The 26986-nt window shown below is 53.5% G+C and carries 25 protein-coding genes, 1 pseudogene and 1 other annotated feature; of the genes and pseudogenes, 15 read left to right on the top strand and 11 right to left on the bottom strand.

Annotated features, from left to right (window positions below):
• Positions 1-229: 229 nt before the first annotated feature.
• Positions 230-2743 carry a leucine--tRNA ligase gene (gene leuS, locus AABA21_RS08115; RefSeq protein ID WP_338248721.1) on the bottom strand — a complete coding sequence of 838 codons (2514 nt, stop codon included), beginning with the start codon at positions 2741-2743 and terminating at the stop codon, positions 230-232.
• 97 nt (positions 2744-2840) lie between these two features.
• Positions 2841-3099: a binding site (T-box leader), on the bottom strand.
• Between the two features lie 643 nt (positions 3100-3742).
• On the opposite strand from leuS, the gene AABA21_RS08110 reads away from it, so the two are divergent.
• Positions 3743-4777 (top strand): SIS domain-containing protein, encoded by a 1035-nt coding sequence (locus AABA21_RS08110; protein WP_338248718.1) that lies wholly within the window; start codon positions 3743-3745, stop codon positions 4775-4777.
• A 43-nt stretch (positions 4778-4820) separates the two neighbouring features.
• Here AABA21_RS08110 and AABA21_RS08105 read toward each other — a convergent pair whose 3' ends face one another.
• Positions 4821-5294: a DoxX family protein gene (locus AABA21_RS08105; protein ID WP_338248716.1), complete on the bottom strand. Its 474-nt coding sequence runs from the start codon at positions 5292-5294 to the stop codon at positions 4821-4823.
• A 148-nt stretch (positions 5295-5442) separates the two neighbouring features.
• Here AABA21_RS08105 and AABA21_RS08100 point away from each other — a divergent pair, with 148 nt between their 5' ends.
• Positions 5443-6048, top strand: coding sequence for a TetR/AcrR family transcriptional regulator (locus tag AABA21_RS08100; RefSeq protein WP_338248714.1), 606 nt, complete (start codon positions 5443-5445; stop codon positions 6046-6048).
• Between the two features lie 126 nt (positions 6049-6174).
• Here the strand turns inward: AABA21_RS08100 and leuD are convergent, their stop codons facing one another.
• Together leuD and leuC are read right to left on the bottom strand one after the other, a co-directional pair.
• Entirely contained in the window at positions 6175-6807 is a 633-nt protein-coding gene (gene leuD, locus AABA21_RS08095) for a 3-isopropylmalate dehydratase small subunit (RefSeq protein ID WP_338248712.1), read from the bottom strand.
• Between the two features lie 22 nt (positions 6808-6829).
• Entirely contained in the window at positions 6830-8275 is a 1446-nt protein-coding gene (gene leuC / locus AABA21_RS08090) for a 3-isopropylmalate dehydratase large subunit (protein WP_338248710.1), read from the bottom strand.
• A gap of 173 nt (positions 8276-8448) precedes the next feature.
• On the opposite strand from leuC, the gene AABA21_RS08085 reads away from it, so the two are divergent.
• Positions 8449-9360: a LysR family transcriptional regulator gene (locus tag AABA21_RS08085; protein ID WP_338248708.1), complete on the top strand. Its 912-nt coding sequence runs from the start codon at positions 8449-8451 to the stop codon at positions 9358-9360.
• 16 nt (positions 9361-9376) lie between these two features.
• On the opposite strand, the gene AABA21_RS08080 is transcribed toward AABA21_RS08085, so the two are convergent.
• Complete coding sequence (locus tag AABA21_RS08080) at positions 9377-9967, bottom strand: hypothetical protein (RefSeq protein WP_338248706.1); 591 nt, start codon at positions 9965-9967, stop codon at positions 9377-9379.
• A gap of 204 nt (positions 9968-10171) precedes the next feature.
• Between AABA21_RS08080 and AABA21_RS08075 the strand changes: the two genes are divergently transcribed.
• The gene (locus AABA21_RS08075) at positions 10172-10615 is read left to right on the top strand and encodes a GNAT family N-acetyltransferase (protein WP_338248704.1); all 444 of its coding nucleotides are present in this window, start codon (positions 10172-10174) and stop codon (positions 10613-10615) included.
• Between the two features lie 95 nt (positions 10616-10710).
• On the opposite strand, the gene AABA21_RS08070 is transcribed toward AABA21_RS08075, so the two are convergent.
• A complete protein-coding gene (locus tag AABA21_RS08070; RefSeq protein WP_338248702.1) occupies positions 10711-11268 on the bottom strand; it encodes a hypothetical protein in 558 nt (185 codons plus the stop codon).
• A gap of 120 nt (positions 11269-11388) precedes the next feature.
• On the opposite strand from AABA21_RS08070, the gene AABA21_RS08065 reads away from it, so the two are divergent.
• Positions 11389-12069, top strand: a complete 681-nt coding sequence (locus AABA21_RS08065) for a hypothetical protein (RefSeq protein WP_338248700.1) — start codon at positions 11389-11391, stop codon at positions 12067-12069.
• 527 nt (positions 12070-12596) lie between these two features.
• Positions 12597-12791, top strand: coding sequence for a helix-turn-helix domain-containing protein (locus AABA21_RS08060; protein ID WP_338248697.1), 195 nt, complete (start codon positions 12597-12599; stop codon positions 12789-12791).
• 168 nt (positions 12792-12959) lie between these two features.
• Here AABA21_RS08060 and AABA21_RS08055 read toward each other — a convergent pair whose 3' ends face one another.
• Positions 12960-14699: a serine/threonine protein kinase gene (locus AABA21_RS08055; RefSeq protein ID WP_338248695.1), complete on the bottom strand. Its 1740-nt coding sequence runs from the start codon at positions 14697-14699 to the stop codon at positions 12960-12962.
• A 354-nt stretch (positions 14700-15053) separates the two neighbouring features.
• On the opposite strand from AABA21_RS08055, the gene AABA21_RS08050 reads away from it, so the two are divergent.
• From AABA21_RS08050 to AABA21_RS08035, 4 genes are all read left to right on the top strand, one after another.
• On the top strand, positions 15054-15857 hold the full coding sequence (locus tag AABA21_RS08050) for an SDR family NAD(P)-dependent oxidoreductase (protein ID WP_338248693.1): 804 nt from the start codon (positions 15054-15056) through the stop codon (positions 15855-15857).
• Between the two features lie 92 nt (positions 15858-15949).
• Complete coding sequence (locus AABA21_RS08045; RefSeq protein ID WP_338248691.1) at positions 15950-16771, top strand: GNAT family N-acetyltransferase; 822 nt, start codon at positions 15950-15952, stop codon at positions 16769-16771.
• Between the two features lie 69 nt (positions 16772-16840).
• The gene (locus AABA21_RS08040; protein WP_338248689.1) at positions 16841-17902 is read left to right on the top strand and encodes an alpha-hydroxy acid oxidase; all 1062 of its coding nucleotides are present in this window, start codon (positions 16841-16843) and stop codon (positions 17900-17902) included.
• Positions 17903-18000: 98 nt separating this feature from the next.
• Entirely contained in the window at positions 18001-18645 is a 645-nt protein-coding gene (locus AABA21_RS08035; RefSeq protein ID WP_338251011.1) for an HAD-IA family hydrolase, read from the top strand.
• Positions 18646-18869: 224 nt separating this feature from the next.
• Here the strand turns inward: AABA21_RS08035 and AABA21_RS08030 are convergent, their stop codons facing one another.
• A complete protein-coding gene (locus AABA21_RS08030) occupies positions 18870-19865 on the bottom strand; it encodes an RIO1 family regulatory kinase/ATPase domain-containing protein (RefSeq protein ID WP_338248687.1) in 996 nt (331 codons plus the stop codon).
• Between the two features lie 755 nt (positions 19866-20620).
• Between AABA21_RS08030 and AABA21_RS08025 the strand changes: the two genes are divergently transcribed.
• The 4 genes from AABA21_RS08025 (at position 20621) to AABA21_RS08010 (ending at position 25080) form a co-directional block, all read left to right on the top strand.
• The gene (locus AABA21_RS08025; protein WP_338248685.1) at positions 20621-21613 is read left to right on the top strand and encodes a glycoside hydrolase family 76 protein; all 993 of its coding nucleotides are present in this window, start codon (positions 20621-20623) and stop codon (positions 21611-21613) included.
• Positions 21614-22449: 836 nt separating this feature from the next.
• Complete coding sequence (locus AABA21_RS08020; RefSeq protein ID WP_126601241.1) at positions 22450-22635, top strand: hypothetical protein; 186 nt, start codon at positions 22450-22452, stop codon at positions 22633-22635.
• A gap of 45 nt (positions 22636-22680) precedes the next feature.
• Positions 22681-22866, top strand: coding sequence for a hypothetical protein (locus tag AABA21_RS08015; RefSeq protein WP_338248681.1), 186 nt, complete (start codon positions 22681-22683; stop codon positions 22864-22866).
• A gap of 444 nt (positions 22867-23310) precedes the next feature.
• On the top strand, positions 23311-25080 hold the full coding sequence (locus tag AABA21_RS08010; protein ID WP_338248679.1) for a sensor histidine kinase: 1770 nt from the start codon (positions 23311-23313) through the stop codon (positions 25078-25080).
• A 46-nt stretch (positions 25081-25126) separates the two neighbouring features.
• Here the strand turns inward: AABA21_RS08010 and AABA21_RS08005 are convergent, their stop codons facing one another.
• The 3 genes and pseudogenes from AABA21_RS08005 to AABA21_RS07995 form a co-directional block, all read right to left on the bottom strand.
• A complete protein-coding gene (locus tag AABA21_RS08005) occupies positions 25127-25444 on the bottom strand; it encodes a zinc ribbon domain-containing protein (protein WP_479430355.1) in 318 nt (105 codons plus the stop codon).
• A pseudogene (locus AABA21_RS08000) lies at positions 25338-25661 on the bottom strand (RNA-guided endonuclease InsQ/TnpB family protein); the annotation flags it as partial. The pseudogene AABA21_RS08000 and the gene AABA21_RS08005, both read right to left, overlap by 107 nt.
• Before the next feature lie 204 nt (positions 25662-25865).
• A complete protein-coding gene (locus tag AABA21_RS07995; RefSeq protein WP_338248671.1) occupies positions 25866-26387 on the bottom strand; it encodes a DoxX family protein in 522 nt (173 codons plus the stop codon).
• A 171-nt stretch (positions 26388-26558) separates the two neighbouring features.
• Here AABA21_RS07995 and AABA21_RS07990 point away from each other — a divergent pair, with 171 nt between their 5' ends.
• On the top strand, positions 26559-26924 hold the full coding sequence (locus AABA21_RS07990; RefSeq protein WP_338248670.1) for a winged helix-turn-helix transcriptional regulator: 366 nt from the start codon (positions 26559-26561) through the stop codon (positions 26922-26924).
• The last annotated feature ends 62 nt before the right edge of the window (positions 26925-26986 follow it).

Raw genomic sequence — 26986 nt, 5'->3', positions numbered from 1 at the left:
CACGCACGGGCGGCCGCTGCGCGGCCGCCCGTGTTTTCTAGGATGGTGCAACAGGGGCGCGAGAGCGCCCCTGTTGCACCATCCTAGAAACGGTTTTTGTGCCCCTCTGCACCCACCATTCTAGAAGCGGCTTTTGCGCCCCTGTTGCACCATCCTAGAAGCGGCTTTTGCGCCCCTGTTGCACCATCCTAGAAGCGGCTTTTGCGCACTGGAGACATCTATATGCTAGCTATTGGGTGACAATGTTAACCAGGCGGCCGGGTACATAGATGATATTCTGGATAGAACGATCAGTGATATAGCGCTGGATGCGAGCGGTACCAATCGCCTGTTGCTTGATGGCCTCTTCAGAGGTATCAGCAGGCACCTCGATACGGTCGCGGACGCGTCCATCGACCTGGATGGGCAGCCAGAACGTCTCTTGTTGGATGGCCTCGGGATCGTAAACAGGCCAGGGAGCCGTATGGATGGAACTGGTATGGCCGGTCTGCTCCCACAATTCTTCGCTGATGAAGGGAGCGATCGGGGCCAGCAGCAGCAGCAGCGTCTCGATCTCCTGGTCTGTGGCATGGGCTCTACGCGTCAGGGTGTTCAGATACTCCATCAGGGTGGCGATGGCGGTATTGTACTTGAAGGTCTGCAGATCTTCGGTGACGCGCTTAATTGTGACATGCAGCATACGCCGATCTTCGCGCGTCACCGATTGTTGGGCCGCGGTCAACTGCCGGTGCTGCTGTACCAGCTGCCAGACACGATCCAGGAAGCGCACCACGCCACCGATATTGCGATCGCTGAAATCGCCATCGGCCTCGTAGGGTCCCATGAACATCAGGTACATGCGGAAGGCGTCCGCGCCCAGGTGCTCGACGTAGTGATCGGGATTGATCATATTACCGCGCGACTTGGAGATCTTGGCACCATCACGGGTAATGGTGCCGTTGGCGCGAAAGCGCCGGAACGGCTCGCTAAAATCCAGCAGACCCAGATCGTGCAGGGCCATGGCGATGAAGCGTACATACATCAGGTGCAGCACGCTATGGTCGGCGCCCCCAATGCACATATCCACCGGCAGCCAGCGCCTCGTCATCTCGGGATTCCAGGCCTGCTGCTGATCATCTGAAGAGGGATAGCGCAGGTAGTACCAGGCGGAATCCAGGAAGTTATCGCTGACATCGATCTCGCGCCGGGCCGGCTGGCCGCAAACAGGACAGGTGGTGTTGACGAAATCCTCGATGGCGGCCAGAGGAGAGACACCGGTGCCGGTTGGCATCCACTGCTCCACGTCTGGCAGCACTACCGGCAGCTGGTCCTCGGGGACCGGCACCGCTCCGTGCTCAGGACAATAGATGATCGGGATGGGCGGTCCCCAGTAGCGCTGGCGGCTGATCAGCCAGTCGCGCAGGCGATATTTTACGCTGCGCCTTCCCAGGGGCCGCTGCTCAAACCAATCGCTGATGGCCTCCTGGGCCTGTATCGAGGACATGCCAGTATACGCGCCCGAGTCCACCAGCACGCCCGCCTGCGTGAACGCCTCTGTCATGGTCGCGGCATCGATTGCCGGCCCCGAAGAGGGCTGCACCACCACACGTACCGGCAGGTCCTCCTGGCGCGCAAAGGTGAAGTCACGCTCATCGTGCGCCGGCACACCCATCACGGCACCAGCCCCATAGCCTTCCAGCACAAAATCAGCGATCCAGATTGGAATGCGCTCACCCGAGAACGGATGAATGGCATACGCGCCCGTAAAGGCGCCGGTCATCGTCTGCTCCTGCTGCGTGCGCAGGCTGTTCACCGTCTCCTGGTATGCCCTGACGCGATCGCGATAAGCGGGAGCCGTAATTTCAGTCACCAGCGCGTGATGAGGGGCCAGCGCCACAAAGGTCATGCCAGAGATGGTATCGGGCCGCGTCGTATAGACCTCGACATAACTACCAGGCTTCCCCTCGATCTCCATGCGGAACTCCAGCCCCTGCGAACGACCGATCCAGTTGCGCTGGCTGGCCTTCACACGCTCACTCCAGTCCAGGCTATCCAGGTTGTCCAGCAGGCGTCCCGCGTAATTGGTCAGCTTCAGAAACCACTGCTCCAGCCAGCGCCGCTCAACGATAGAGTCGCAGCGCTCGCAATGGCCATTGATTACCTGCTCATCGGCCAGCACGGTTTTATCATGGGGACACCAGTTGACGGGCGCGGCCTTACGCTCGGCCAGTCCACCCTTAAACAGCTGCACAAAGATCCACTGCGTCCAACGGTAATAATCAGGATCAGTGGTATTCAGCTCATGCGACCAGTCAAAGCGATTGCCCATACGCTTCAATTGTTGCTCACGGAAATGCTCAACGTTATGGGCCGTCAGAATGCGCGGATGGATGCCACGCTTGATAGCGAAGTTCTCGCTATGGATGCCAAAGGCATCAAAACCGATCGGCTCAAAGACGGAGTGGCCCTGCATCGCCATCAAGCGACCATGCAGATCCGAGCCCACATAGGAATAAAAATTGCCCACGTGCAGGCCCTCGGCGGAGGGATAGGGAAACATCATCAAATTGTAGTAGGGGCGTGGCGCCTGCCGCAGGTCTACCTGATAGATCTTCTGCTCTTCCCAACGGGCACGCCACTTAGCTTCAAAGCGGGCAAAATCATAGCGGGGAGCGCGAATACGCCTAACAGCCTGCTCAGCGGCGGCTTCGGTAGAAGTTGATGCTGCGCCAGTAACAGCGGCGGGAAATCTCGCTTCAGACACAAGATCCTCCTTAATGAACGTAGAGAGAACATTGCGCGGAGGACAGGGATCAGTGATGCGGCCGCAATGCAGGCATCAAAAAAGCGCCCTCCGCCCTGGCAAGGGCGAAAAGTGCGCACAAACCCACTTTCGCGGTACCACCTTGTTCACCATCGTCTCGCGACGACGGCCTTTTGGGTGCCAACACACCCGAACCCTATAACGGGAGTACCCGGAACCAGCTACTTTTATCCTGCGGAATGTTTCACCGGCACGGCTCACAAGGGAGCTTCAGGTTGCCTCAGATATCGGCTCTCACCAGCCGCCGACTCTCTGCAATCCCCAACAACCCTACTTTCCTTGTTCAATGCCACACTGCTATTCTTCTTTATACGCATAAATTACCCAATATGTTGTGCTTTGTCAATAGATATACCCGATCAACGAAAAATCGGCCGAGAGGGCCGCTCCACGGCCGACATGGACATGCATCAAGGGAAATCGGCCGCGAGGACCCATACGTTCAACTTAAGAAAAGGCATGAAGAAAAACGACCACAGTACGTGCGGGGCTTGCCCCCGCTTCTTTGCACCCCAAAAGGAAAGGCACCTCAAAGCGATCAAGGACGATTGCATGTGATGCACCACATCATGTTTGTTGCTTTTTCGCGCGGCGAGGAAGCAAGCGGGGGCAAGCCCCGCACGTACTCTTGTCTCTTTTCTTGTTGCTTGCTCTAAAATTGAAAGTATTGGCCGCGAGGGCCGAACCTACGGTGTGATCACCTTTATTATTGTTTTGCATGGTAAAACGGCGTACGGGAAAATATGAGGTAATAAGGTGATCAAGTCGTCTAGACCACTATACCAGAAAATATGGTATAGTAAGAAAAAGCAAAATGAATCGTAAAAGGAAGACAGATATAGGGTAAACCCAAACCGTAGGTTCGGCCCTTGTGGCCGATTTCCCGTCGACGCACGTCCATATTCGCCGTTCATTTTCAATTATAAAAGGGGATTACAGATGTCATCATTGTTAGAGCAGGAGATCCTGAGTCAGCCCGAGGTTATTGCGGGGCTATTGGATAAGGAGACGCGGCACATCCAGCAGATTGTGGCGCAGTTGCCGGCATTTGATTATATTTTGATCGCGGCCCGTGGTTCATCGGATCACGCGGCGACCTATGCTAATTATGCCTGGGAGACAATGGGTCGCTATCCGGTCGCGCTGGCTGCGCCATCCGTACATACACTGTATGCCGCGCCTCCACGGATGAATAACGCGCTGGTCGTGGGCATCTCACAATCCGGTCAATCGCCGGACATTGTGGCGGTGCTGGAAGAGGGCAAGCGCCAGGGACGTCCGACCATCGCCATCACCAATGATAGCAATTCAGCACTGGCCATGGCGGCCGAACATGTGGTAGAGTTGCACGCCGGGCAGGAGAAGAGCGTCGCCGCCACCAAAACGTATACTGCGCAGCTGGCTATCATGATGCTCTTCGCGGCCGCCTGGAGCGGCGACCAGCAGCGACTGGCCGAGCTACAGCAGGTACCGGAAGCCATCGCGAAAGCGCTGCAGAACGCGCCTGAGATCGCGCAGCGCACAGAGCGCTATCGCTACATGAACCAGTGCGTTGTGGTGGGGCGCGGCTACAACTACGCTACCTCCTTCGAGCTGGCACTCAAATTAAAGGAGCTCACCTATGTCATGGCCACCGCCTACTCATCGGCGGACTTCCGGCACGGTCCCATCGCCACCGTCGAGGAGGAGCTGCCAACCATCCTGGTCATGCCAGGCGGGGCCGCCTACGCCGACATGGTCGAACTGGCCCAGGATCTCCAGAAGCGCCAGGCCGAGCTGCTGATCATCTCCGACGTCCAGGAGGCGCTCAAAATGGCCCAGACGCCCTTCGCCATGCCCGCCGGCATACCTGAATGGCTCAGCCCGATCACCGCCATCATCCCAGGTCAGTTATTTGGGCTGCACCTGACCCTGACCAAGCGACTGCAGCCAGACACGCCTCGTGGTCTGAACAAGATCACCCTCACCCGCTAGAGCACACATCCAGAAACAGGCCGTGCTCTTGCTCCTTACTTTCTCAGCGCATTGTGGGCTGAGGAGAGGAAACCGATGCGCGACGTGGGCGGTTCTCCGGCCAGAGAACGCCCAGCATACGGCTCTGCGGTCGAAGCGCCCACGAAGCGAGTGCAAAGATGGCCAGCATAAGAGGTGGCAAAGTAGAGGCAAGCGAGTCGCCTACCATCAGACTCGATACAATGGCGCCCGTATAATCGAAGAGGGCGCCGGCATAAGTCCACTCTTTGAGTCGCGGAAAACGCGGGACGAGCAAGGCGATGGCGCCAAGGAGTTTCCATACGCCGAGAAGCGTGAGCAGGTACACCGGGTAGCCGAGGTGCGCCAGAACCTCGGTAACCGGCTCACTAGCCACCAGCGCGGCCTTCCCATGGGTCAGATCCGCCACCCCACCCGCCAGAAGCTCTAGCACGGTAATAAAAGTCGCCACCCAATAACAGATTGCTTTCCAGGAGCCCATCACGTTCGTTCTCATCATATCTTCCTTTATATGTTGACAGTATAGCTGAGAAGAGACATACTGTCTCATATGGACTATCGTATCTAAGAAAAAGTGTAGTCCGGCGCTTGGCAGAGTACAAGCATCAATCAGCAAGATCTGTCTCGAATGAGACAAGGAGCGGAAAATGACTCAGAAGGCTGAGAATCTGCGTGTGAGACGCACCAGAATCCTGCTGCGAGAAGCGCTCATTGCCCTGATCGAGGAGCGTAGCTTCGATAATCTCACGGTTGGCGAATTGACCGAGCGGGCGATGGTCAGCCGGGCCGCGTTCTATCGCCATTACCAGGATAAATACGACCTGGTCGAGCAGATCTTTGACGAGGCCATGAATACATTGTTTCATGCGATCGGTGAATTCGGGCGCGAGCATCCCACAGACGTATGGGTGCGCTTCTTTGAGCAAATCGCCCGGTATGATCGGCTCTATCGGGCGCTGCTGGGCAAAAAAGGCAGCCCCTGGTTCGCGCAAAAGATGCGCGCACGTCTTGCCGAGCTGATCCAGCAACATGGAAGTTTAGAGGAAGCGCCAGAAGCGGCTGATTCCAAGCATGCCGCGCAGATGGCCCATCCATTTCCTGATACGTTTGTGCCAGATCTGGTTGCCGCGATGCTGGTAGAGGCGATCACCTGGTGGCTGGAGCAGGGACAAGCGTATACGCCTGGGAAAATGGCGACGAGAATAGCCGTGCTGGCTTCAGCAGTATTTCGGGAAGCCGGTACCTGGTCATAATCAAAGATTGCAAACACACCGGCTTAAGGCGACTCTTCCTGACCGGATCTGTAACAGGAACAAAGCATGCGGCCCTTTGTTTCCGAAAACAAAGGGCCGCATGCTTTATAACGAGAGAATAAGCAGTTAGCGCGCGATCAGCGAATCGGAAAAGAGCCAGGGAGCCTCCTGCCGACGACGCTGCTCATAGCTGGCAATATCGTCTTTCATCTGCAGGGTCCAGCCGACCATGTCCAGTCCCTTCAGCAGACGCTCTTTCCTGAAGGCATCGATCTCGAAACGGATCACCTCACCGTTGGGACGCGTCACGGTCTGGGCGGCCAGGTCGATGTCCAGCGAATAGCCGGGATTGGCCTCGACCTCCGTCATCAATGCGTTGACCACCGCCTCAGGGACCGCGATCGGCAGGATGCTGTTGCTGAAGCAGTTGTTGTAGAAGATATCGGCGAAGCTAGGGGCGATAATGGCGCGAAATCCGTACTCGGCCAACGCCCAGGGAGCGTGCTCACGCGATGAGCCGCAGCCGAAGTTATCACCGGCCACCAGGATACTGGCCCCCTGATAGCGCGGCTCATTCAGCACGAACTCTGGATTGGGCGTCTGCTGCTCATCCAGGTAGCGCCAGTTAGCGAACAGGGCTTCGCCGAGGCCGGTACGCTTGACCGTCTTCAGGAAGCGCGCGGGCAGGATCTCATCGGTATTGACGTTCACACGATTCAGGGGCAGCACCAGCCCGCTATGCGTGGTAAATGGTTGCATATCTCTTCTTAGCTCCTCTTCACTACCAGGAACGGATATCAACAAAATGGCCGGTGACAGCGGCCGCGGCCGCCATAGCTGGACTGACCAGGTGGGTACGGCCACCGCGTCCCTGGCGTCCCTCAAAGTTACGGTTGCTGGTGGAGGCGCAGCGCTCGCCCTCGCTCAGGCGATCGCCATTCATAGCGATACACATGCTACAACCGGCCTCGCGCCACTCAAAACCCGCCTCGCGGAAGATATCGGCCAGACCCTCCTCCTCGGCGATGCGGCGCACATTGGTTGAACCAGGAACCACCAGCGCACGCACATTGGGAGCCACATGCTTGCCCTTGACATACTGAGCCGCCATGCGCAGATCATCCAGGCGTGAATTGGTACAGGAGCCGATAAAGACCGTATCCACCTGGATATCGGTCACTTTCTGGCCCGCGTTCAGGCCCATATACTTCAGGGCGCGCTCATAGCTCTCGCGTACCTGAGGGTCAGACTGCTGCGCGGGATCGGGCACGTTACCGGTGACATCCAGCACCATGCCAGGATTAATGCCCCACGTCACCTGGGGTCCCAAACCCTCCACATTTACTTCGTGGACCGCGTCGTACTGCGCTCCAGGATCACTCGCCAGTTGACGCCAGGCCGCGACCGCCTGCTCAAACTGCTCGCCCCGTGGGGCATAGCGACGACCCTTGATATATTCAAACGTCGTATCATCGGGAGCTACCATACCCATGCGCGCGCCCGCCTCAATGGCCATATTACACAGCGTCATGCGGCCTTCCATCGATAGAGCGCGAATGGCCGGGCCGCTGAACTCGATCACGTAGCCGGTTCCAACGCCCGTCCCCAGTTTACCAATAATCGCCAGCGCCAGATCCTTCGCCGTTACGCCCTCCGAAAGCTTACCCTCGACGCGAATATTCATCGTCTTCGGCTTTTCCTGCCATAGACACTGCGTGGCCAGCACATGCTCAACCTCGCTGGTCCCGATGCCGAACGCCAGGGCGCCAAAGGCCCCATGGGTCGAGGTATGGGAATCGCCACATACAATCGTCATGCCGGGCAGCGTCAGGCCTAGATCCGGACCGATAATATGCACGATCCCCTGCCGCGCATCCTGCATATCAAATAAGGTCAGCCCGAAGTCGCGTGTATTCTGCTCCAGGGTCGTAATGGTGGTAGAGATCGCCGTATCAACGATATCCAGCTTACGGCGCCCCTGGGTAGTCGGAATATTATGGTCCAGCACCGCCACCGTCGCATCCGGACGCCGCACCGGCAATCCGGCAGAACGCAGGCCCGCAAACGCCTGGGGAGAAGTCACCTCATGCACAAGGTGACGATCGATATAGATAAGAGTGGCCTCACCGGGCTGATCCTTGACTACATGGGACTGCCAGATTTTATCAAACAGGGTTTGTGGACGTCGCGTCGTATTGCTATCCACTGCTTGCTTGTCAGCTACCATATGTACCTCTTCTCCTGAGTACCAACGTCCCCTGGCGAAAACAGGGACCACAGCGCGCGCATAGAGGCGTGCGCGACAGTTATTATGTGAAGTATAATAACATACAATTGATATGTCTAATACCTATTATAGCTAAGGTTGATGCCTGTAGGTTATCAACATAAAGGGGGGAGATGGAACTACGACAGCTCACCTATTTTCTAACGGCTGCGCAGACCCAGAACTTTCGCAAGGCGGCCGAGATCTGCCTGGTGGCGCAGCCAGCACTGAGTCGCCAGATCGCCGCGCTGGAAGACGAACTGGGGGTAGAGCTCTTTCGTCGCGTGAAGCAGCGCGTGGTGCTTACTCCGGCGGGACAGGAGTTCGCCGCCTACGTGCGTGACGCCCTGGATCACCTGCAGCAGGGACAGCAGGCTATGGCGCGTCTGCAGGACGGTGAGCATGGCACGATCCACATCGGCAGCATCGAGCCTCTCACCACGGTATTTCTGCCTACCATCTTCCCCATCTTCCACCAACGCTACCCCAACATCCAGCTCAAGGTACGCGTCAGCCGCACCGACGATCTGCTCCGGCTCATCGAGCATGGTGAACTGGACCTCGGGCTCATCTTTAATCCCAACGTACATCCCGAAGTTCTGGTCGTCAAAGAGCTTTTTCGCCAACCGCTACAGATCATGGTCGCGGCAGATCATCCCCTGGCGCAGCATAAAACGGTCCCCGTCACGCTGGCTCAAATTCTGCAGGAACCGTTATTCTTGCTGGGGGAGACCTCGCGTCTACGGCGGGCGGTAGATCGTGCCTTCACGGCCCGCCGCATCACCATTCAACCCGTGGTAGAGATCGAATCCCTGGCCGGCCTCAAAGAACTGGTCAGGCAGGGCAGGGGCATCACCTTTATGCTGCCCGCCCTGCTCTATTCATCTGAGATCGATCGCGAGGTTGTCCTGTTACCTATCGAGGATCTCAGCGAAGAATTTGTCTTCGCCCTGGTCTATCCTCGCTTCCGCCGCATAGCACAGCCCGCACGTCACTTTATCAACACCATTATGGATACTCTGGCGGCCACGCAGGAGGAGGAATAAATAGAGGAGCAATCGATCAATACCAGGCGTGAACGACGGTTGTCACCACCGTACGCGTCATCTGTCCCTGGGGAACCACATTGGCGGTCCAGATGGTTCCCTGTTTAGGCAATCCAGCAATAACAGTATTGTCGGTGCAGCCATAATCGACGCGCTCATTATTAACAATCCAGGTAGCACCAGTCGCAAACGTACAGTACACATTATTTGGCAGTTGCAACACCCAGGGCTGCGCGCTCGCCTCGGCAGCCGTAGTCACGGGAAGTTTACCCGCCAGCGTAGCCTTCAGCCCGCGCGTATACCTTGCGGGATTGGCATCGCAGATGACAGCATTCGGATAGTTGGCCGAGCTAAAGCAGGGGTCATAAATAATACTCTCCACAGCACAACGCCAAGCGTCCTTACGGGGCGCAGCCAGCGAGGTTACCCAGCAGTCCGCCGTCGAAGTTAAATTAGCACGCACGCCAGAGGGAACGAAATGAGAGACCAGAGTCGCCTTTGGGACAGACGCGGCCGCGCTGCTGCCCGAGAACAAACACAGCACCAGCGCGATACCTGATAAGATCGGAAAAAAACGGGAGACAGACGCTCTCCTTACACCTGACATAGCTTCATCCTCAACTTTCTACATAACCATACATCCACATCAGATCAATACGAAGAAACCTGCCACAAAGCGAGGTTCTCTAAGTAAATAACGCCACAGACAAAAAAAAGATCGCAGCAGAGCAGCCCGTCGCGGTTTCCCGCTTGTCTTCAAACGGCGCAACAGGTATACTCAGGGATGAAAATTTTCCAGAAGGTTGAATATATGAATTACAACGTTTCAGTTACGCAGGGAGAGCAGGAACAATTCGCGAGCTTCATCCATGAGCGAATCAGAGAGTTCAATAATCAGCACTCACCACATCACAAGGCGGCCCGTGCCAAAGGTGCCGTCAAGCAGATTAGCGCCATAGTGACCGATGAACAGGGACAATGGCTGGGCGGCATCGCCGCCGAACAATACTGGAACTGGCTGGAGATCAATGATTTCTGGCTCCCCGAAGAGTTGCGTGGGCATGGATTGGGCAGCTCTTTACTGGCACAGGTCGAACAGCTAGGGCGCGAGAACGGAGCGCAAAAAGTTTTGCTCACCACATTTGAATTCCACGCTCGCCCCTTCTACGAGCGCCATGGCTACAAAGTGGTAGGAGTTGTCGAGGACTATCCCCCCGGATCTTGTTACTACACGATGGTCAAAATACTCTCTTAATAGGAGTTGGTGCGAGAGCAGGGATGGCCGCGAATACAGCCATCCCTGCTCTCGCACCAACTCCTATTAAGTACAACACAGGGCGTCCGAGTGGGCTACCAATCATAGGAGCGTTTAAAATCTTCTTGCAGATAATCGGTTGGATCGGCGGCATCGATAATAACGGGAATCTGAGAGCCTGACACAGGCAGCTTGCTATCGCGCACGCGACGTGAGAAGGTATAGATTTTGCCATTCTGAGGAGAGGTCCACTCTAATTGCAGCCGATACTCACTCCCACCGGAGAAGAAACGGCGCGGCCAGCGCCAGATACGCACCTCTTCAAACGCCACCACCGTCGCCATGATCTGGGTGCCATACCTGCGAAACCAACCCTCTTCCTGATTCTGGATAAAAGTATCTGTAAAGATAAACGCGAAGCCCAGCACCAGGGCGCACGGTAAGATCCATTTCCAGGGTACCGAGCCATCAACGATAAAGGCGCCCCACGAAGTCTTGATGCCGATAGCACCGATCACAATACATAGCAACAGAAGCGCGACGATAGCAAGATAGAGTCGAAAGGCCCAGCGCTGCAAGCGATACTCTCTCCGAATAGTGGTTCGCGCTCTCTGCTTATCATAGAATTGTTGATCATCTATATTCTGCTGCATAAAAATTATACAAATCTACTTTCTCAGGCTGGCCGCAAAGCCGAATGAAACCCACAATTGCTTTTCAAACCTGCCACAATTATAATATCTCAAGCAAGCGTAATGGAATAGAAGGGAAAGATGGAACAAGAAAAGGCGGATCACAAATCCTCAATAGCGCAAAAGCACAGGGTAGCAGAGCATCAACTGGTAGGGCAGGTGCCAAAACTACTTGTATCGCTCACATTGCTGTTGATCGGGATCTGCTATTTTTTTCTGCCACCCACGCTCAGGATCGGGCCAGAATGGTCATTGCTGGCGATAGAAATCCTCCTGCTCATTCCTATGTGGCAATACTGGGTCACCGGGCATGCTATTCCCCATCGCATTGCGCGACCGCTCACCCTGGCCGCGATGGGATTTGTCACGCTGGCCCTGATCGTTGAAATGGCGCTGCTCATCATCAAAATATCGACCTTCAACAGCGGCTTTATCCTGCTACGCTCAGCGACGCTGCTATGGATCAGCAATGTGCTCGTCTTCGCGGTATGGTACTGGAACATCGATGGTGGAGGTCCACGCAAGCGGCACGAAAACGCGCACCAGGCCAGCGACTTCCTGTTCCCGCAGCAAGCGAATGGAGCCTCGTGGGAGGCGCACTTCTTTGATTACCTCTTTGTCGCCTTTACGGGAGCCACCGCGTTCAGTCCCACCGATACCTCCCCACTCAGTCGTCGGGCCAAAGTATTGATGATGTTAGAGGGGCTAATCTCATTTATGATTGTCGCGGTCCTGATCAGCCGCGTCGCCAACATCTTCTAGCCCGACTCATATCTAAGGACAAAAGAAACAGAGAGAACCCTTTTGGGGTAAAACTGATGTTCTATTCACTATCGCAATAAAAATGGTTTGCCCTTAGTATAATTCTATAAAGAATATACATTTAACTGTCACCTGCGGCACAATAACATCTCTCTTTTATATCTCCTAGCCGCCGAACCATGCCAACATAATTGAAATATTCGCGTAACCTATTCGCCTATTCACACGTGTAATAAATATGAGGCAATAAACTATTAAATTTAATAGTGGCCAGGAGAAAATTTCTCTTCATTGCCGTTATTGTTCAGAATACAACAGGAGACAATTCATCGCTATAAAGACGTTAATCAATATTATTTTCCATAGATAGATATTTACAAATGTCTTTACTTGCGATACAATATAAAAACAAATTCCACATAGTTTATTCATTAGCAGATAATTTTGATAGTCTTTCTGTTTTTGAATAAAGCGCCGTTTTGAAACGGCATCTAAATAGTAGAACATTTGCGAAGGAGAAATACCACATGAGCGAGCTATTAACTGTATCGGAAGTTGCAAATATCTTAAGGGTAGATGACACCACGGTTCGTCGCTGGGTGAAGCAGGGTGCGCTGGAGGCGATCATTCTTCCGCATGTGAATGAGCGCCAGGCTTATCGTATCAAACGCGAGACCCTCGACAAGCTGCTGACCGGTCAGAGCGAACTGACACACGTCTGATTTGTGTAACGTACGTACGTATGATCAACTATGCCACAGCATGAGTAGTTGACCGCAAGTTGAAAAGAACGGATATCCTACAAAGGATATCCGTTCTTTTCAACTTGCGAAGGAAGTATGTTTTAGGTAATGAATAATACAAATGATGCGCATTGCGCATCATTTGTATTATTCATTACCTAAAACATGTGCGGGAGTCTGTAACGAGGGTGGCTCAGCAGCGCTGGAGGGTCTGTACGAACAGGGATACCGAACCGAAACGCTCCGTCGGCTTCTTCGCCATGGCGGCCGCCAGTACCGCATTGACAGACGAAGGCAATTTAGGATTGAAGGTCGTAGGTGGCGGGGGAACTTCGTGGTGTGCAGAATCTTCATTACGTGCTCGGCATTACCCTGAAATGGGGGACGTCCGGTCAACAACTCATAAGTGATGGCGGCGAGACCATACTGATCAGAAGCCGGGTAAATCGCTCCATCCCAGCGTTCGGGGGCCATATAAGGAAAACCCTCGGGTAGTTTCGAGAAATATGAGCCGTCCTGCACGACAGAAAAGTCGGCCAGGGCCACTTCCACTTTAGCTATCTTCTTACTCTGATTCAGTACCAGAATATTCGAAAGCTTAAAGTTCTGGTAAGTTACATGATAATTATGCGCAAACTGCAACGCATCGGCCAGTTGCAGGATGATTGGCAATGCATCCTTCAGCGTAAACGGGTTTCCACCACCATAGCGGCGTATCCAGGTAGCCAGTGAGCCCTCAGCGCAAAAAGGCATATTTTTATAAATAAAATTCGTGCCGCTGATGTATGATTTACCGCAGTTCAGCACGGGCAAGATATGAGGATGTTGCAGGGGGCCCAACAGTTCCGACTCTTGTTGAAAGACGGTCACCTCCTCAACCGAATCCTTCATCACATAAAACGGTACCATATCCACCTGAATCGCCTTCAACGCGCTCTCCTGCTCGCGCAAGCGATCATAGGTACGATACACTTCACTATACATACTGCTCCCCAGGCGAGCCCGAATCTGATAGCGCCCCAGGCTCTGCCCATCCAGATACACCTTCTCCTTTTTAGGAAGTTCAGCTTTATCCGTACGAGACTCGCTTTTCACATCCCTGGAAACAGGCGGCTCCGTATGCACCGAATTCATAGAAGGCCAACTAGTACCAGATGGGGATGTGGCCTGATCCCCCTTTGATACCGTAAAAGATGGTGGCGTTATAGGGGGATGCGAAGCGTCTGAAGCAGGACCACGCGTGGGCATAGAAGTGGGCCCCTTGGGCAAAGGACCGCTACTCGGGGGAGGTTCAAGCAGAGAACGGCTATCATGCATAGCTGGCCGCGCAGGCTGGCCAGAGCCCTCTTTCTGTTCCCCAAAACGGTTATATAAGGGTCTGGTTGTGTGTGGATAAGGGGTGCGCGATTGAGAGGGGCTACTACCAGGTTGTACAGATGGAGGGAGAAACTCACCCGAGGGGGAAGAACCAAAGGCAGCGGGACGCGAGTCCTGCAGGCGAATCATCAGGGGCTCCCAATCATAGCGCTGTAACAACTGCTGCAGCAGGCGATTTACAAATAAGCGATTCGATCCATCTTCCCGTCCAAGCACAATAGCCAGGGGCAGACAACTGCCGCGCAGAAACGCGGTAAATGCATCAAGCTCATTCGACACCGCCACAGGCCGATAACCAACAGCGGTTAACAAGCCACCAATATACTGGGCGCGCTCCTGGTATGCATCAATAATGAGAACAGTAAGTGCATTACGAACAACAATCTCCTTTGATGTTTTCGTCGCGAGAGGCTGTCTTAGCCTTTGCTGCAAGAGCTTGAGTAAAGAATTCAAAACTTGATCCGGTTGATCAAAGGAAAACGGTATTTCATGCATTACAGTATTGGCCATCGACAATTTCCTATATTGCACCTACGTAGGTGCCTAGTGCTGAAAAAATACAACACATTCATCCTAAGATGACATACCCCTTATAGCTTTTATAACGAATAACTTACCACAGATAACGTGAAAAAAAACATTGCATGGAAAATAAGTATACTATTCCTGAGCTAATTAGTCCACCATAATGCAGGGTGAAACGTTTTATTCATAGATGCAACAAATTCACTATAGAAAGAGATGCCTTGTCGTCCAGGAAGGAGAGCGCTGGTTAATCGCTGTAGGACATAGCTTTGATTTTACGGCCACTTACCGCAGGTCGGATTCCTGAAAGGTCCGGGCGGCCAGGAATAGGAACATACGGTGGAACAACAAAGTATTGTCAGCCTGTTTGATCTGCATGGAAAGACCGCGCTGATTACCGGTGGCGCGCTGGGCATCGGGCAGGCTTGCGCCCGGCGACTCGCGGAAGCGGGGGCCGCAACCATGCTGGTCGACATTAATCTAGAGGCCGCCCGGACAACGGCGCAAGACATCCAGGCGCGGGGCGGTCGGGCCTCTACACTCTATGGAGATGTCAGCGAGGTACAGAGCATCAATACGATCATTCAGGCAACGGTAGAAACATTTGGCAGTCTGGATATTCTGGTCAACAACGCCGGCATTTATCCTTTTTCATCTGTCCTGGAAATGACGGAAGCCGCCTGGGATCAAGTGCTGGACATTAATCTTAAAGGCGCATTCTTCTACGCCCAGAAGGCAGCGCGACAGATGATCAAGGCGGGGCGCGGCGGGCGCATCATCAACATATCCTCAATCAACGGTCTGGCTCCTACCCGGTTCTTAAGTCATTATGACGCCTCTAAAGGAGGCATGATCGCCCTCAACAGGACGCTGGCCCTCGAATTAGGGCCACACCACATCAACGTCAACGCCATCGCGCCAGGAGAGATCATCACGCCGGGCACCTCCGCCGTCTCACCAGAAACACTGGACCAGGCGGGCGTCACCGATATGAACACCAGCGATTTCCTGCAGCAGATTCCACTCAACCGTCTGGGCATACCCGATGATATCGCCAGGGTGGTTCTCTTCCTCGCTAGCGAGGCCGCCAGCTACATGACGGGCAGCCTGCTCACCGTAGATGGAGGCTATCTCCTCACCTGATCCCCTCCTTGCTTGTAGAGAAAGCAGCATGGTAGGATACAAAGGGAAGCCATGACAATCTATTATCTTCAAGAACGGACCACTGCATGAGCATGAGCGGTAGGATTTTTCAGCAAAACAGCTATCCAGGCGTCATTGCGGCCATGGAGAAGAACCTGATTGAATTTATTATGTACTGTAGCTGTATACCCGGGGCTCAGGCCTATCAGAGCGTTGATCATATTGCCGCCATTACTGGCATACCGCAACCATCCCTCAATGTTGTGATGGGCGTAAAGATGGATGAGCAGACGATTATGACCCGTATCAAAGAGGTCATGCTCCCATTTCAGGCGCGTCAGATTCCAATGTTGTGGTTGATTTTCCCCCATGCTCAACCTGCCAATTTAGGCTATTATCTCAAACGTAGCGGATTGCAATATAACGGCAGCGAGCCCGGAATGATGATCGACCTCTCTCGACTCCCAACCGATCTGCCCGCCATCGATGGCTTTAGCCTCGAAGAAGTAGAAAATGCCACCGCCCTGAGCGAATGGATAGAGGTCTCCTCCATTGCCTTTGGAGGTGCCGCCAGCAACATTGATCCCGAGTACATTAAATTTGAACAATGTCTGGGCTGGGGAAAAGACCTGCCATACCGGCGTTTCCTCGGCCGCCTGCACGGAAAAGCGGTCGCCACCTCTTCCATTTTTCTGGGCGCGGGAGTCGCGGGCATCTTTTCCGTTGGCACCCTTCCAGAAGCGCGCGGGCAAGGCATCGGCAGCGCCATCTCTTTAGCCCCTCTATCAGTCGCACGCACTTTAGGATACAATATTGGTGTGTTGCAGACCTCGCCAACCGGCTATAGCATCTATGCCCGACTTGGCTTCCAGGAATGCTGCAGCATCCAGACCTATCTCTGGGCCCCACGCTAATGTATCCCTGCAGGTAAAAGGCAGAAAAAACTCAGCCTTCAGAGCGTTCAAGATGATTAGGAGTAGTGTATGATGCAACCGATCAACCTGCATGATTATGAGATGCTCGCCCAGAAACGTCTACAGAGACCCGTATGGGATTACTATCAAGGGGGCAGCGACGACGAAATCTCTCTACGGAACAATCGCGCCGCCTTTGCCCAACTGCGCTTGCGACCTCGCGTCCTGGTAGATGTCAACAACTGCAATACCGCGACATCCGTACTAACAAGAGAGCTCTCGATGCCCATCCTGGTCGCCCCCACAGCGGCGCATGGCATGGCCCATAGCAAGGGAGAGTGTGAGACCATACAGGGTGCCGACGCGGTGGGTAGTGGCATGATTGTCAGCAACGATGCCTCACGCAGCATGGAAGAGGTCGCCAAGGTCAGCCAGGGATTGCGCTGGTATCAGCTTTATATCCGTTCCCAACCCGAAGCGCGACAGCTAGTTAAGCGCGCCGAGGCAGCGGGCTACCAGGCGATTGTTCTGACCGTAGATACGCCGCTGCTGTCGCGGCGCGAGCGTGATATACGCAACAAGATGGGCAGCTTCCAACGAATCTATTATCCGGGGGCATTTACTGGCAATGTTCACAATAGCCTTAACGGCAGTATCGACGATGATGAGCGTGCCGCCTATGTGGGACACACACTGAGTTGGGACATCATCGCCTGGCTGCGCACGCAGACCAGCCTGCCGATCATACTCAAAGGCATTTTGACGGCGGAAGATGCCGTGCTGGCGGTACAGCACGGGGTCGAAGGTATTATCGTCTCCAATCACGGAGGGAGACAGCTAGACGGAGCCATTGCTCCCATCGAAGCCCTGCCAGAGATCGTCGCGGCCGTCGATGGTCGGTGCCCGGTCTATCTGGATGGAGGGATACGGCGCGGAACCGATGTTTTGAAGGCCCTGGCGCTGGGAGCCCAGGCGGTCATGATTGGACGGCCCATCTTATGGGGACTGGCGGTCGGAGGATCTGAAGGAGTCAAACACGTCCTGCAAATCTTGCAGCAAGAGCTCCGCTCCGCTATGGTCCTGGTTGGAAGCCCCACAGTCAAACATATATCCCGTTCACTTATTCAATGAACTTAAAAGACTACAAACAAAACGACCCGAGGCAATAGAAAGGATAATCCAAGCACATTTACCTATGACAAAGAAAAAAAGATTACAGTAAAGTTCTCATCTGCCGTATACTTCTATTTGATCTGGATGGTGTACTGGTCGACTCGATCGCCAACGTAGAGCGTCATTGGAGTGAATGGGCCAAGCGGCATCAATTAGACGTTCAGCAAGTACTGTCGTCGATCCATGGACGCCGCACCATTGATACGATTCGCCTGGTGGCGCCGAAATTGCAAGCCGACAACGAGGCACGCTACCTGGATGATATACAGACGCTGGACACCAATGGCGTCGTAGCCACGGAGGGGGCAACTGAGCTGTTAGCACAGCTGGCGCCCGAGCAATGGGCCATCGTCACCTCGGGTCCGGCCACACTGGCCCGGGCACGCTTGCGAGCCGCAAAACTGCCATTGCCGCGCCTGCTCATCTCGGCCCATGACGTCAAGCAAGGCAAACCCGATCCAGAAGGCTATCTGAAAGCGGCTGAACTGATGCGGGCTGAGCCCGAGGAGTGCCTGGTGATCGAAGATTCTCTGCCGGGCATTGAGGCGGCCCATACCGCCCACATCCCGGCCATCGCGGTCGGTAACACCCATCCGCGCGCCGAGCTGAAAAGCGCCGAACTCTGGATTCCCTCGCTCAAACTCCTGAGCATCATCGACACTGAAGAAGAGAATGAGATTGCGCTGGCGGTCTCTGAATAGAGACGCGCACAGCGCGGGCTTTTTTCCATAGAGCCAGCCTGGGGGCGCTGATGCCCCTAATCTTTTATTGGAGGAGGGTGCAGTATGGGGGGCGTGAACGCCCCCCATACTGCACCCTCCTCCAAATTTTATATGCATAAAGGCGCTGACGACTCCAATATTTTTTAGGTGTTTTACATGCTATGCGCATTAGCGCATGGCATGTGAAACACCATAACTTTTATTTATAGAACTATGTCTTCTACGCGACCGCCGAGGTGGCGCGTCCAGATCTGGGCGGCGAGCTGTTCGGCGTCGCGTTCGAGGCCGTAACGGGCAAAGTACTGGCAGACGCGAGCGACGTCACGGGCAAAGATGGGGAAGACCTCGTCGTGAATGGTATCCACGGCCTGGGCGAAGTCGATGATCGTTACATCTCCCTGCCAGTAGAGGATATTGTATTCCGAAAGGTCGCCATGGATACGGCCATGAGCCAGGCACAGCTCGATATCCGCCAGCAGACGGTCGAATAATGGTTGTACCTCTTGCTCAGCCAGTCTGACATCGCGCAGCAACGGAGCCGCGTTCCCCTCACTGCCGATGTAATCCATCAGGACAGCGTTGCCGACGTATGCCAGCGGACGAGGTACATGGACGCCGGCCTGGAAGAGTCTGAGCTGGGTCTCAAACTCGTACTCGATCCAGGACTGCACGCGGGCCGCGTGACCGCGCGCGGTTTTACGGGCCACACCGCGCAGGCGGTTCTCACCATGAGCCACCTGGCCCTGCTCATCGCGCTGGGTACGATTATTGCGATAATCGGCGTCGTTCTTCAGGCTGCGAAACATGCGCGGACGATACACCTTGACCGCCAGGTATTGGCGATCGGTATCAGGATGGCCCGAGCAGCAAAAGACGGTCGCCTCCTTACCACTCTTGACCACGTGCAGGATATCCAGGATCAACTTCTGCTCGTAGAGAGGAGTCAACGACGACAGAATCCAGGGAGCATCGCGCTGGGAGGAAAGGAAAGTAGGATTGAAGACCGTAGGCTGGTTAACATCGATCCCCTGCTCCTTCAGCCAGCGCTGCACGTCGGCGTTGCTCTCATAGCTGCTCTTCTTTGTCTGCTTCACATGGACCTCGGGACGCCGAATGGGCTCCCAACGCGCCGGCACCTCCTCATCTCCTTCCAGGTCAATATGATCTTGATAGTGCTGCTTTGAATATTTCTTTACCATAACCCATGCTCCTTTTCCCTGTTTACACACAAAACAACGTTGCCACATCCGGCGGCGGGTACATCACACATGCGACGTGTGAGCACACAAAAAACATGCATAGTTGATCCTCTATACCCATGCGGGTACTGAATAGTGGAAGCTGGGAGCAGATTGGTGTGGCACAAGGACACTGGCTGGTGGTCGCTTGAAGCGCAGGCGCATAGAGAGCGGACATGCACAACAAGGAAATGGGATTCACGCGGGCACAGCGCGACCACGGCACACACCTGGGAAGCTCTGTACCTGTGATCTACTGCTCATAAAAAACCACAGGCGGCAAAGTGCAGCAGTGGTCCATCAAGTAGCGCGCGTGCGATCTGAAGACAGCGATACCTGCGCCGGGCACAAAGTATCCCTATCTCCGCGTCATCACAAGGGGAATGATATGGATGATGGTGGTGAAAAGATGCACTTACCTCCGGGCGGACCCCGACCTCACGGGCAGGAACGCACGCCCAGAACGAGCGGAGGGTGTAATCATGACGGTGAACAATTTCATCTTTACCTCCTTTGAGTGCATTGATATAGCAAGAGTGTACCATTCCCATTTTCCTGTGTCAAGCAAAAAAGCTCCGCTATCGACATAACAGGAAAAATTTATGGGCAGCGCACGTTCATGCAGTGCCCTGTAACGCGACCGGGGCTGGGGCGTGAACAGAGGGTAGGGGCAATGCATATCAGAGTAACGCACAGGTATTACAGGGGGCGCTTCCATGTATAACTATCAATCGCATATAGAGGGTGGACTAACCGCGCTTCAGCAGTGGTATAATCCCAAACGCGGCTTATGGGAGAGTACCGGATGGTGGAATGCCGCCAACATAGTCTGGACGCTTTCTGACTACCTGGGACGTACCCATAATCCCGTCTACCTGAATACTATACGCGAGATCTTTGCAAAGCACCGCGGCGGCAATTTCATCAACGACTTTTATGATGACGAAGGCTGGTGGGCGCTGGCCTGGATTAAAGCCTATGACCAGATCGGAGAGCCAGCATATTTAGCGATGGCCCGCACTATTTTCGCGGATATGGAGGGCGGTTGGGATGGCTACTGTGGAGGTGGCATCTGGTGGTCCAAGGAACGCACGTATAAAAATGCCATCGCCAATGAGCTCTTCTTTACGGTCGCCGCCTACCTCCAGCACCGTGTAGCGGATGAGGTCGCGCGCACCTACTACCTCGGACGCGCCTATCAGAGTTGGCTCTGGTTCTGGCGCAGCGGCCTCATTAATCACAACTACCTGGTCAACGACGGCTTGGATGAATTCTGCCAGAACAACGGCGACGTCACCTGGACCTACAATCAGGGCGTCATTCTGGGTGGCCTGACGGAGATGTATCGCATCACGAACGACCATGCCTATCTTGACGTGGCCGAACGCATCGCCGACGCCACCATAGCCATCCTGGTAGATCGCAATGGCATCCTGCGTGAACCCTGCGAAGATGGTGACTGCGGAGCGGACGGACCTCAATTCAAAGGCATCTTTATGCGCAACCTGGCCAACCTCTATACGGTACTGCCAAAGGCCAGCTACCAGCGCTTCATGCACAACAATGCCAGAGCCATCGTCTCCAACAATCCCCCCGGCAACTACCAGTTTGGGCTCAAGTGGTCCGAACCGCCCGATAGCAGCGATGCCGCCCGCCAATGCTCAGCCTTAGACGCCCTGCTGGCCGCCACCTCATGCGCTACTACCTAAAAGGATAACTGTTTATTTTGTAATGCTCCATTCAACATTACAAAATAAACCCCATTTTATGAAATGAATGTGACGACATTTTTTTACATAAGTGAAATATTTGTCAATTTTGTCCGTAATTAGCTTGACAATGGTTGTGCCTTATGCTATCTTTGTACTATACAATAACGAAAGAAAAGATTCTGCTACTTTTTAAGTATCAAGATAGAAAGAGAGGGGAAAACCACATGAAGGCATCAATGCTTTTTAGTTGGCGCACCTCGTCTGTCTTGATATCCCATCACTTATACCTCTTTGCTGAAAGATGTCTGACAGACCTGAGTGGTAAAGGCATCTATCAATCGGACGCCGGTTGCTCGAACCTATAAAGGCGACTTCGTCAGCTCTCTTATGTCTTTGCCTCGTGTGACGACCTGAATGGTGTCTGAGGTACATTTTCCCAATTTTGTTTTTTAATGCCCGCTAGAAAAGAGAACCGCTCGCTACAGTCAGCACATCAACGCTAACTGCAGGCCGGTAGACGATCTATGCCGCAATAATTGCGTATCATGGATCGATCTATACACGCAACTTTTTACACTTATAGTGTAATCTGGTACTCTTTCGCGCTCAATTGAGATGCCTTCCGCGGCCAGGTGAAAGCGGAGGAGAAATCGAAAAAGGTGATAGAAATGCTGGAAAAATTACCGTTTTTGAGCGGGCAAAACAGAATAGTTTAGTAGAACAGAGAAACAGGTAAAGCGAAAATACCGAAGTCGTGAACGCAACGACCGCCCCGCTAGCCGTAGCAATAGTGTAAATCGGCATCCGGCCACAAGTGAGAATGAGGTGAACATATGATCCAATTCAAGAAAGGTATGATGGTCTTTAATCAGGTTGAGCAGACAACAGGTTTAAAATTCAACCAGGCTGCTCAGCAGCGCGTTGTGCTCGGCACGCAGATCCAGCAGGTCCGTCAGTCCAATGGTCGTATGTTCAAAAAAGGGATGATGGTTGGCTCGACCGTCAAGGGTCTGTGTTAGAAATCTAACGTCATTAAACAGACATTCAGGCGAAGAGGTGAAAGTATGGTACAGTTCAAAAAGGGTATGATGATCTTCAAGCAGATCGAGACAGCTGGCGACCTGCAGCGGGGTCAGGCTGCTCAGCAACGTGTCGTACTCACCACACGCATGCGGCAGCCACAGGAGACGCGCGATCGTATGTTCAAAAAAGGGATGATGGTTGGCGTGCACGCCAAAGAATCGTATTAGAATGAGGGAGCGTACGCGCTCCCGAACGGGCGGCCGCATACGCGGCCGCCTTTGGTTTACGTGAGTTGGTGCGACATGAGCGCGAATGCGCTCATGTCGCACCAACTCACATATGGATGTTGTCTGTGCCGCATCGATACAGCACACGAGCTATGGATGTTGTCTGTGCCGCATCGATATAGCGCGAGTGCGGTTCTTGCATGGATAAGCTTGACATCCTCTACCACTTCACGAATATGATGTACTGTCAAATGTATGCATAATCAAAGTAGATACATTATTATTATTTATGTCACTTTGATGCATCGTAGGTCAATTGTGTACAGCAATAAATGCTATCTGCGAAGTAGCATTTATGTATCACTACGCGAAGGTCATAAATCCCATCAATAATATGGTAGATCAATCTGACTACTTTACGCGTTACACGAGAGAAGAGAGACGATGGACAATACAGCAGGTGAACCTTCCGAAGTAAAGGGGTTAGCCCAGTGGCTCGAAGCCGTATTCAAAGCTATTACAGATGCGGTTTTTGTCTACGATCTGGACGGAGCGATACTCCACATTAATCCGGCCGCGCTGTCCCTCTTTGAATGTGATTCAGCACAAAGCGTGATAGGTCATAAGTGCTTCCAGCTTTTTGATCACCACCACATTTTTGATGAAAATAGAAATCAGCTCGTCGCGCAGCAACTCTGGCTCGACCATGCCATGAGCAACTCGGACAGTTATAACAGCGATCAAACGCGGGATATCATCATACAGATGCCATCTGGCAGCGAGAAACAGCTCAACATAGCAGCCTCACAGGTTCTTGATCAGCATGGAAAGATGGTAGGGGGCGTATGTGTCTTCCGAGACGTTACAGAGCAGCGCCAACAATCGCGCCAGGCTCTGCAGACCCTGGCATCGCTACTCGTGGTCGCAGAAGAGATCGTACGCATCCCCGAACAGGGCTCTAGCACGCACAAAACAAATGCTGATCTTTTTCCAGGCAGCAACTCCACCGCACAATACCTGGCAGAGATTCTCCACCAGGTTCTTGAATGTCGCCTGGTGGGAATCTCGTCCGTGGCCCCATCCCAGCGACTACAACTGCTGGGTATTAGCGGGCTCCCCCTTGAACAGGCAAAGGCGGCCCAAAAGGAAGTCAGCAAATCAATGCTGGCGGACTATTTCGATGACGCGGATATCCATAACCTCTATGCCAACCGCGCTATCGTACACAATGTAAGACAACAACCCTTTAAAGGACGATCTACCTTCGGCATGTCTAACCTGCTCACGGCGCCGATGGTAATGGGCACGCAGCTGATTGGGATCTGCTTTATCGATAGGGATGAGAAGCGCCCGTATACACAGGAAGAAATCGCCGTGATCAAAGCCATCGCCAAGCTGAATGCGCTGGCTATCGAACGGGTACGGATCTCAGATGAATGGGCCCAGGCGCATTCCAATGAGATAGCCCTGCAGGAGCTCAATCACCGCTTTGACACATTCCTCGGAATCGCCAGCCACGAGTTACGTACCCCCCTCACCGGTATTTATGGCAATGTACAGCTAGTGTTACGCCGCATAGAGAAGCTCAAGAAGCAAGGCGTCGAGACCATCGAAGTATCTATGTTGAGCGAGAATGAACGTATTCAACAACCACTTCAGGATGCCTTAAACCGCTCTCTAACGCTAGACCGTATGATCGGCGACCTGTTAGACGCATCACGCATCCGCGCCGATAAATTTATCATTACCACACAGCCATGCGACTTGAAAGAGATCGTATGCACCACAGTTGAAGATCTACAGAAAGTAACGCCAGACAGGCGGATCAACCTATGCCTGCCAGCCACCAAATCCATACCCATCCATGCTGATGTCGATCGCATCAGCATGGTCATTCATAACTACGTTACCAACGCGCTTAAATATTCTCCCCTGGAATGCCAGGTGGATGTCTATCTGAAGACCGGTCGGGGGCAGGCGCGTGTAGAGGTACACGATGAGGGTCCAGGTCTTTCGCCAGAGGCTCAGGAGCATGTCTGGGAGCGCTTCTACCGCGCCAAAGGCATCGAAGTACAGTATGGCTCAGGTACGGGACTGGGATTGGGACTCTATATCTGCCGTACGATTGTTGAACGCCACCATGGCAAGATCGGCCTCATTAGCAAACAGGGAAAAGGTTCAACTTTCTGGTTCTCACTGCCGATCACCGCGTAATCCACTTGACATCCTCCCCACGGCTCTCGCCGGGGGATTCCCACAATCACTTGCGGGGTTTCCTGCTTCGCTGAGACTTGCCGGGGTTGGTTTTCACCGCCCCCGGTCTGACGGCCTCTCCACAGGCATTGAGGACCGTGAGCCCCACGGACCTTATATTTTTTGCCGCATTCATATCTCGCTCATGATGCACGTCACATTCTGGACACGTCCACTGGCGTACGTCGAGCGTGAGGGATGCGAAGATATATCCACATCCGTTTCTTTTTAAAGGTCGGATACTTGCCGCGACCCTCAAAGAAATTGATGAATGCCTTGTCGAGGTGGCGCAATGCCTGTTGGACGGGAACACTGGATACCTCATTCAGCCAGCGATAGTCATCCTGTTTTTTGAGCTCAGTGAGCAGCGAAGAAAGGTCTTTGTAGTACAGACGCGTGTGTTCTTTGTAAAAGGCATCCGTTTTGAGGCGTAAGGCCCAGTTGTAGGTAAAGCGTACACAGCCAAACGTCCGAGCAAGCATCTGTTTTTGCTCGTCGGTCGGGTAGCATCTGAATTTGTAGGCGCGTTTCTGTGTACTCATACTTTACATGGTAACCTATACTGTGTAAAAAGTCAACAGTACCATGCCCCCATCGCGCCACCAAAAGGAACGCGCCTTCTCTCCTCATGGCTAAAGCCAGGGGTTTTACGGCGCGCTTTGATAAAAAAAGCCATCCCCGTGGCATGTGACCATGCCTTGAAGATGACCTTTTTAACCAGTCAAATTATGTAGCCAGTCTGCCTATCAGGCAACCTTTTGGCGCGAAACCTGTTGCGCGGCCTGCCGATTACTGCTGATCGTGCCAACGACAACCACTACGATAGCCACCAGCAACAAAATCCAGAACAGCACCGCAGGGAGCGCGAAACCGATCAGGGCATCAAGCGCATAGGCACCTGGTCCGGTTAAAGCGACAGCCAGACCTACGAACATCAGCACCAGAGGATACTCATAGCCACCCTGGGTCGACCACAGGCCACTTGACCAGTGGAAACGAACCACCGCCATCAACATGCTGGCAATAATCGCAATCGCGGCCAGAGGCGTCAGCAATCCCAGAACAAAGAGCAGGCCACCCACGAACTCACCGCCAGCGCCCAGCACAGTCCAGAACGCGGCCGGGACAAAACCCTGTGACTTCAACCAGCCCGTCGTTCCGGCAAAGCCATGTCCGCCAAACCAGCCAAAAAGCTTCTGCGCACCATGGCCCATCAACAACAGGCCAACCACAAGGCGCAAGATAAGAAGGCCAATTGATAAAGACATTATGCTATTTCCTTTCGACTCCAGGAGATGGAATCTATACTTACTTATTGTTAGTAACGTCTACGATGAAAGTATGATACACTACGATCTAATATTTGTCAAGTTACTAATTTTATGTTAGTATAATGGCAGAATAGCCAGGATAAAAAATATGTAGGGGACTTATAAATCATGGCAGAAGACAGGCCGATGTGCACACGCTATCAGCAGGCGGCCAACCTGATAAGCAAGCGCTGGACGCCACTCATCCTTAGAGTATTGCTGATGGGACCGTGCCACTACAGTGAAATCGCGCGCATGGTTGGTCATATCAGTGACCGGGTGCTATCCCTACGTTTGCGAGAATTGGAAGAGCAGGAGATCATCAAAAGAACGGTCTTCAATGAGATACCGGTACGCATTGAATATGAACTGACCGAGAAGGGCAAAGCCCTCAGCGAGGTTGTTGAAGCCATCGAACGCTGGGGAACAGAATGGCTATCCAGGCCAGAAGAAGACTCCATCCCACAAGAAGGTGCTCAGCAAGAAATTGGCTAACGTGAACAGGAAGTTATTTCTGTATTGTACTAATACAGAAATAACTTCCTGGTACCGCTCTT

It is taken from the genome of Dictyobacter halimunensis (assembly GCF_036245075.1).
The sequence above is the reverse complement of the archived record's forward strand: the minus strand, read 5'-3'. Positions and strand labels throughout refer to the sequence as shown.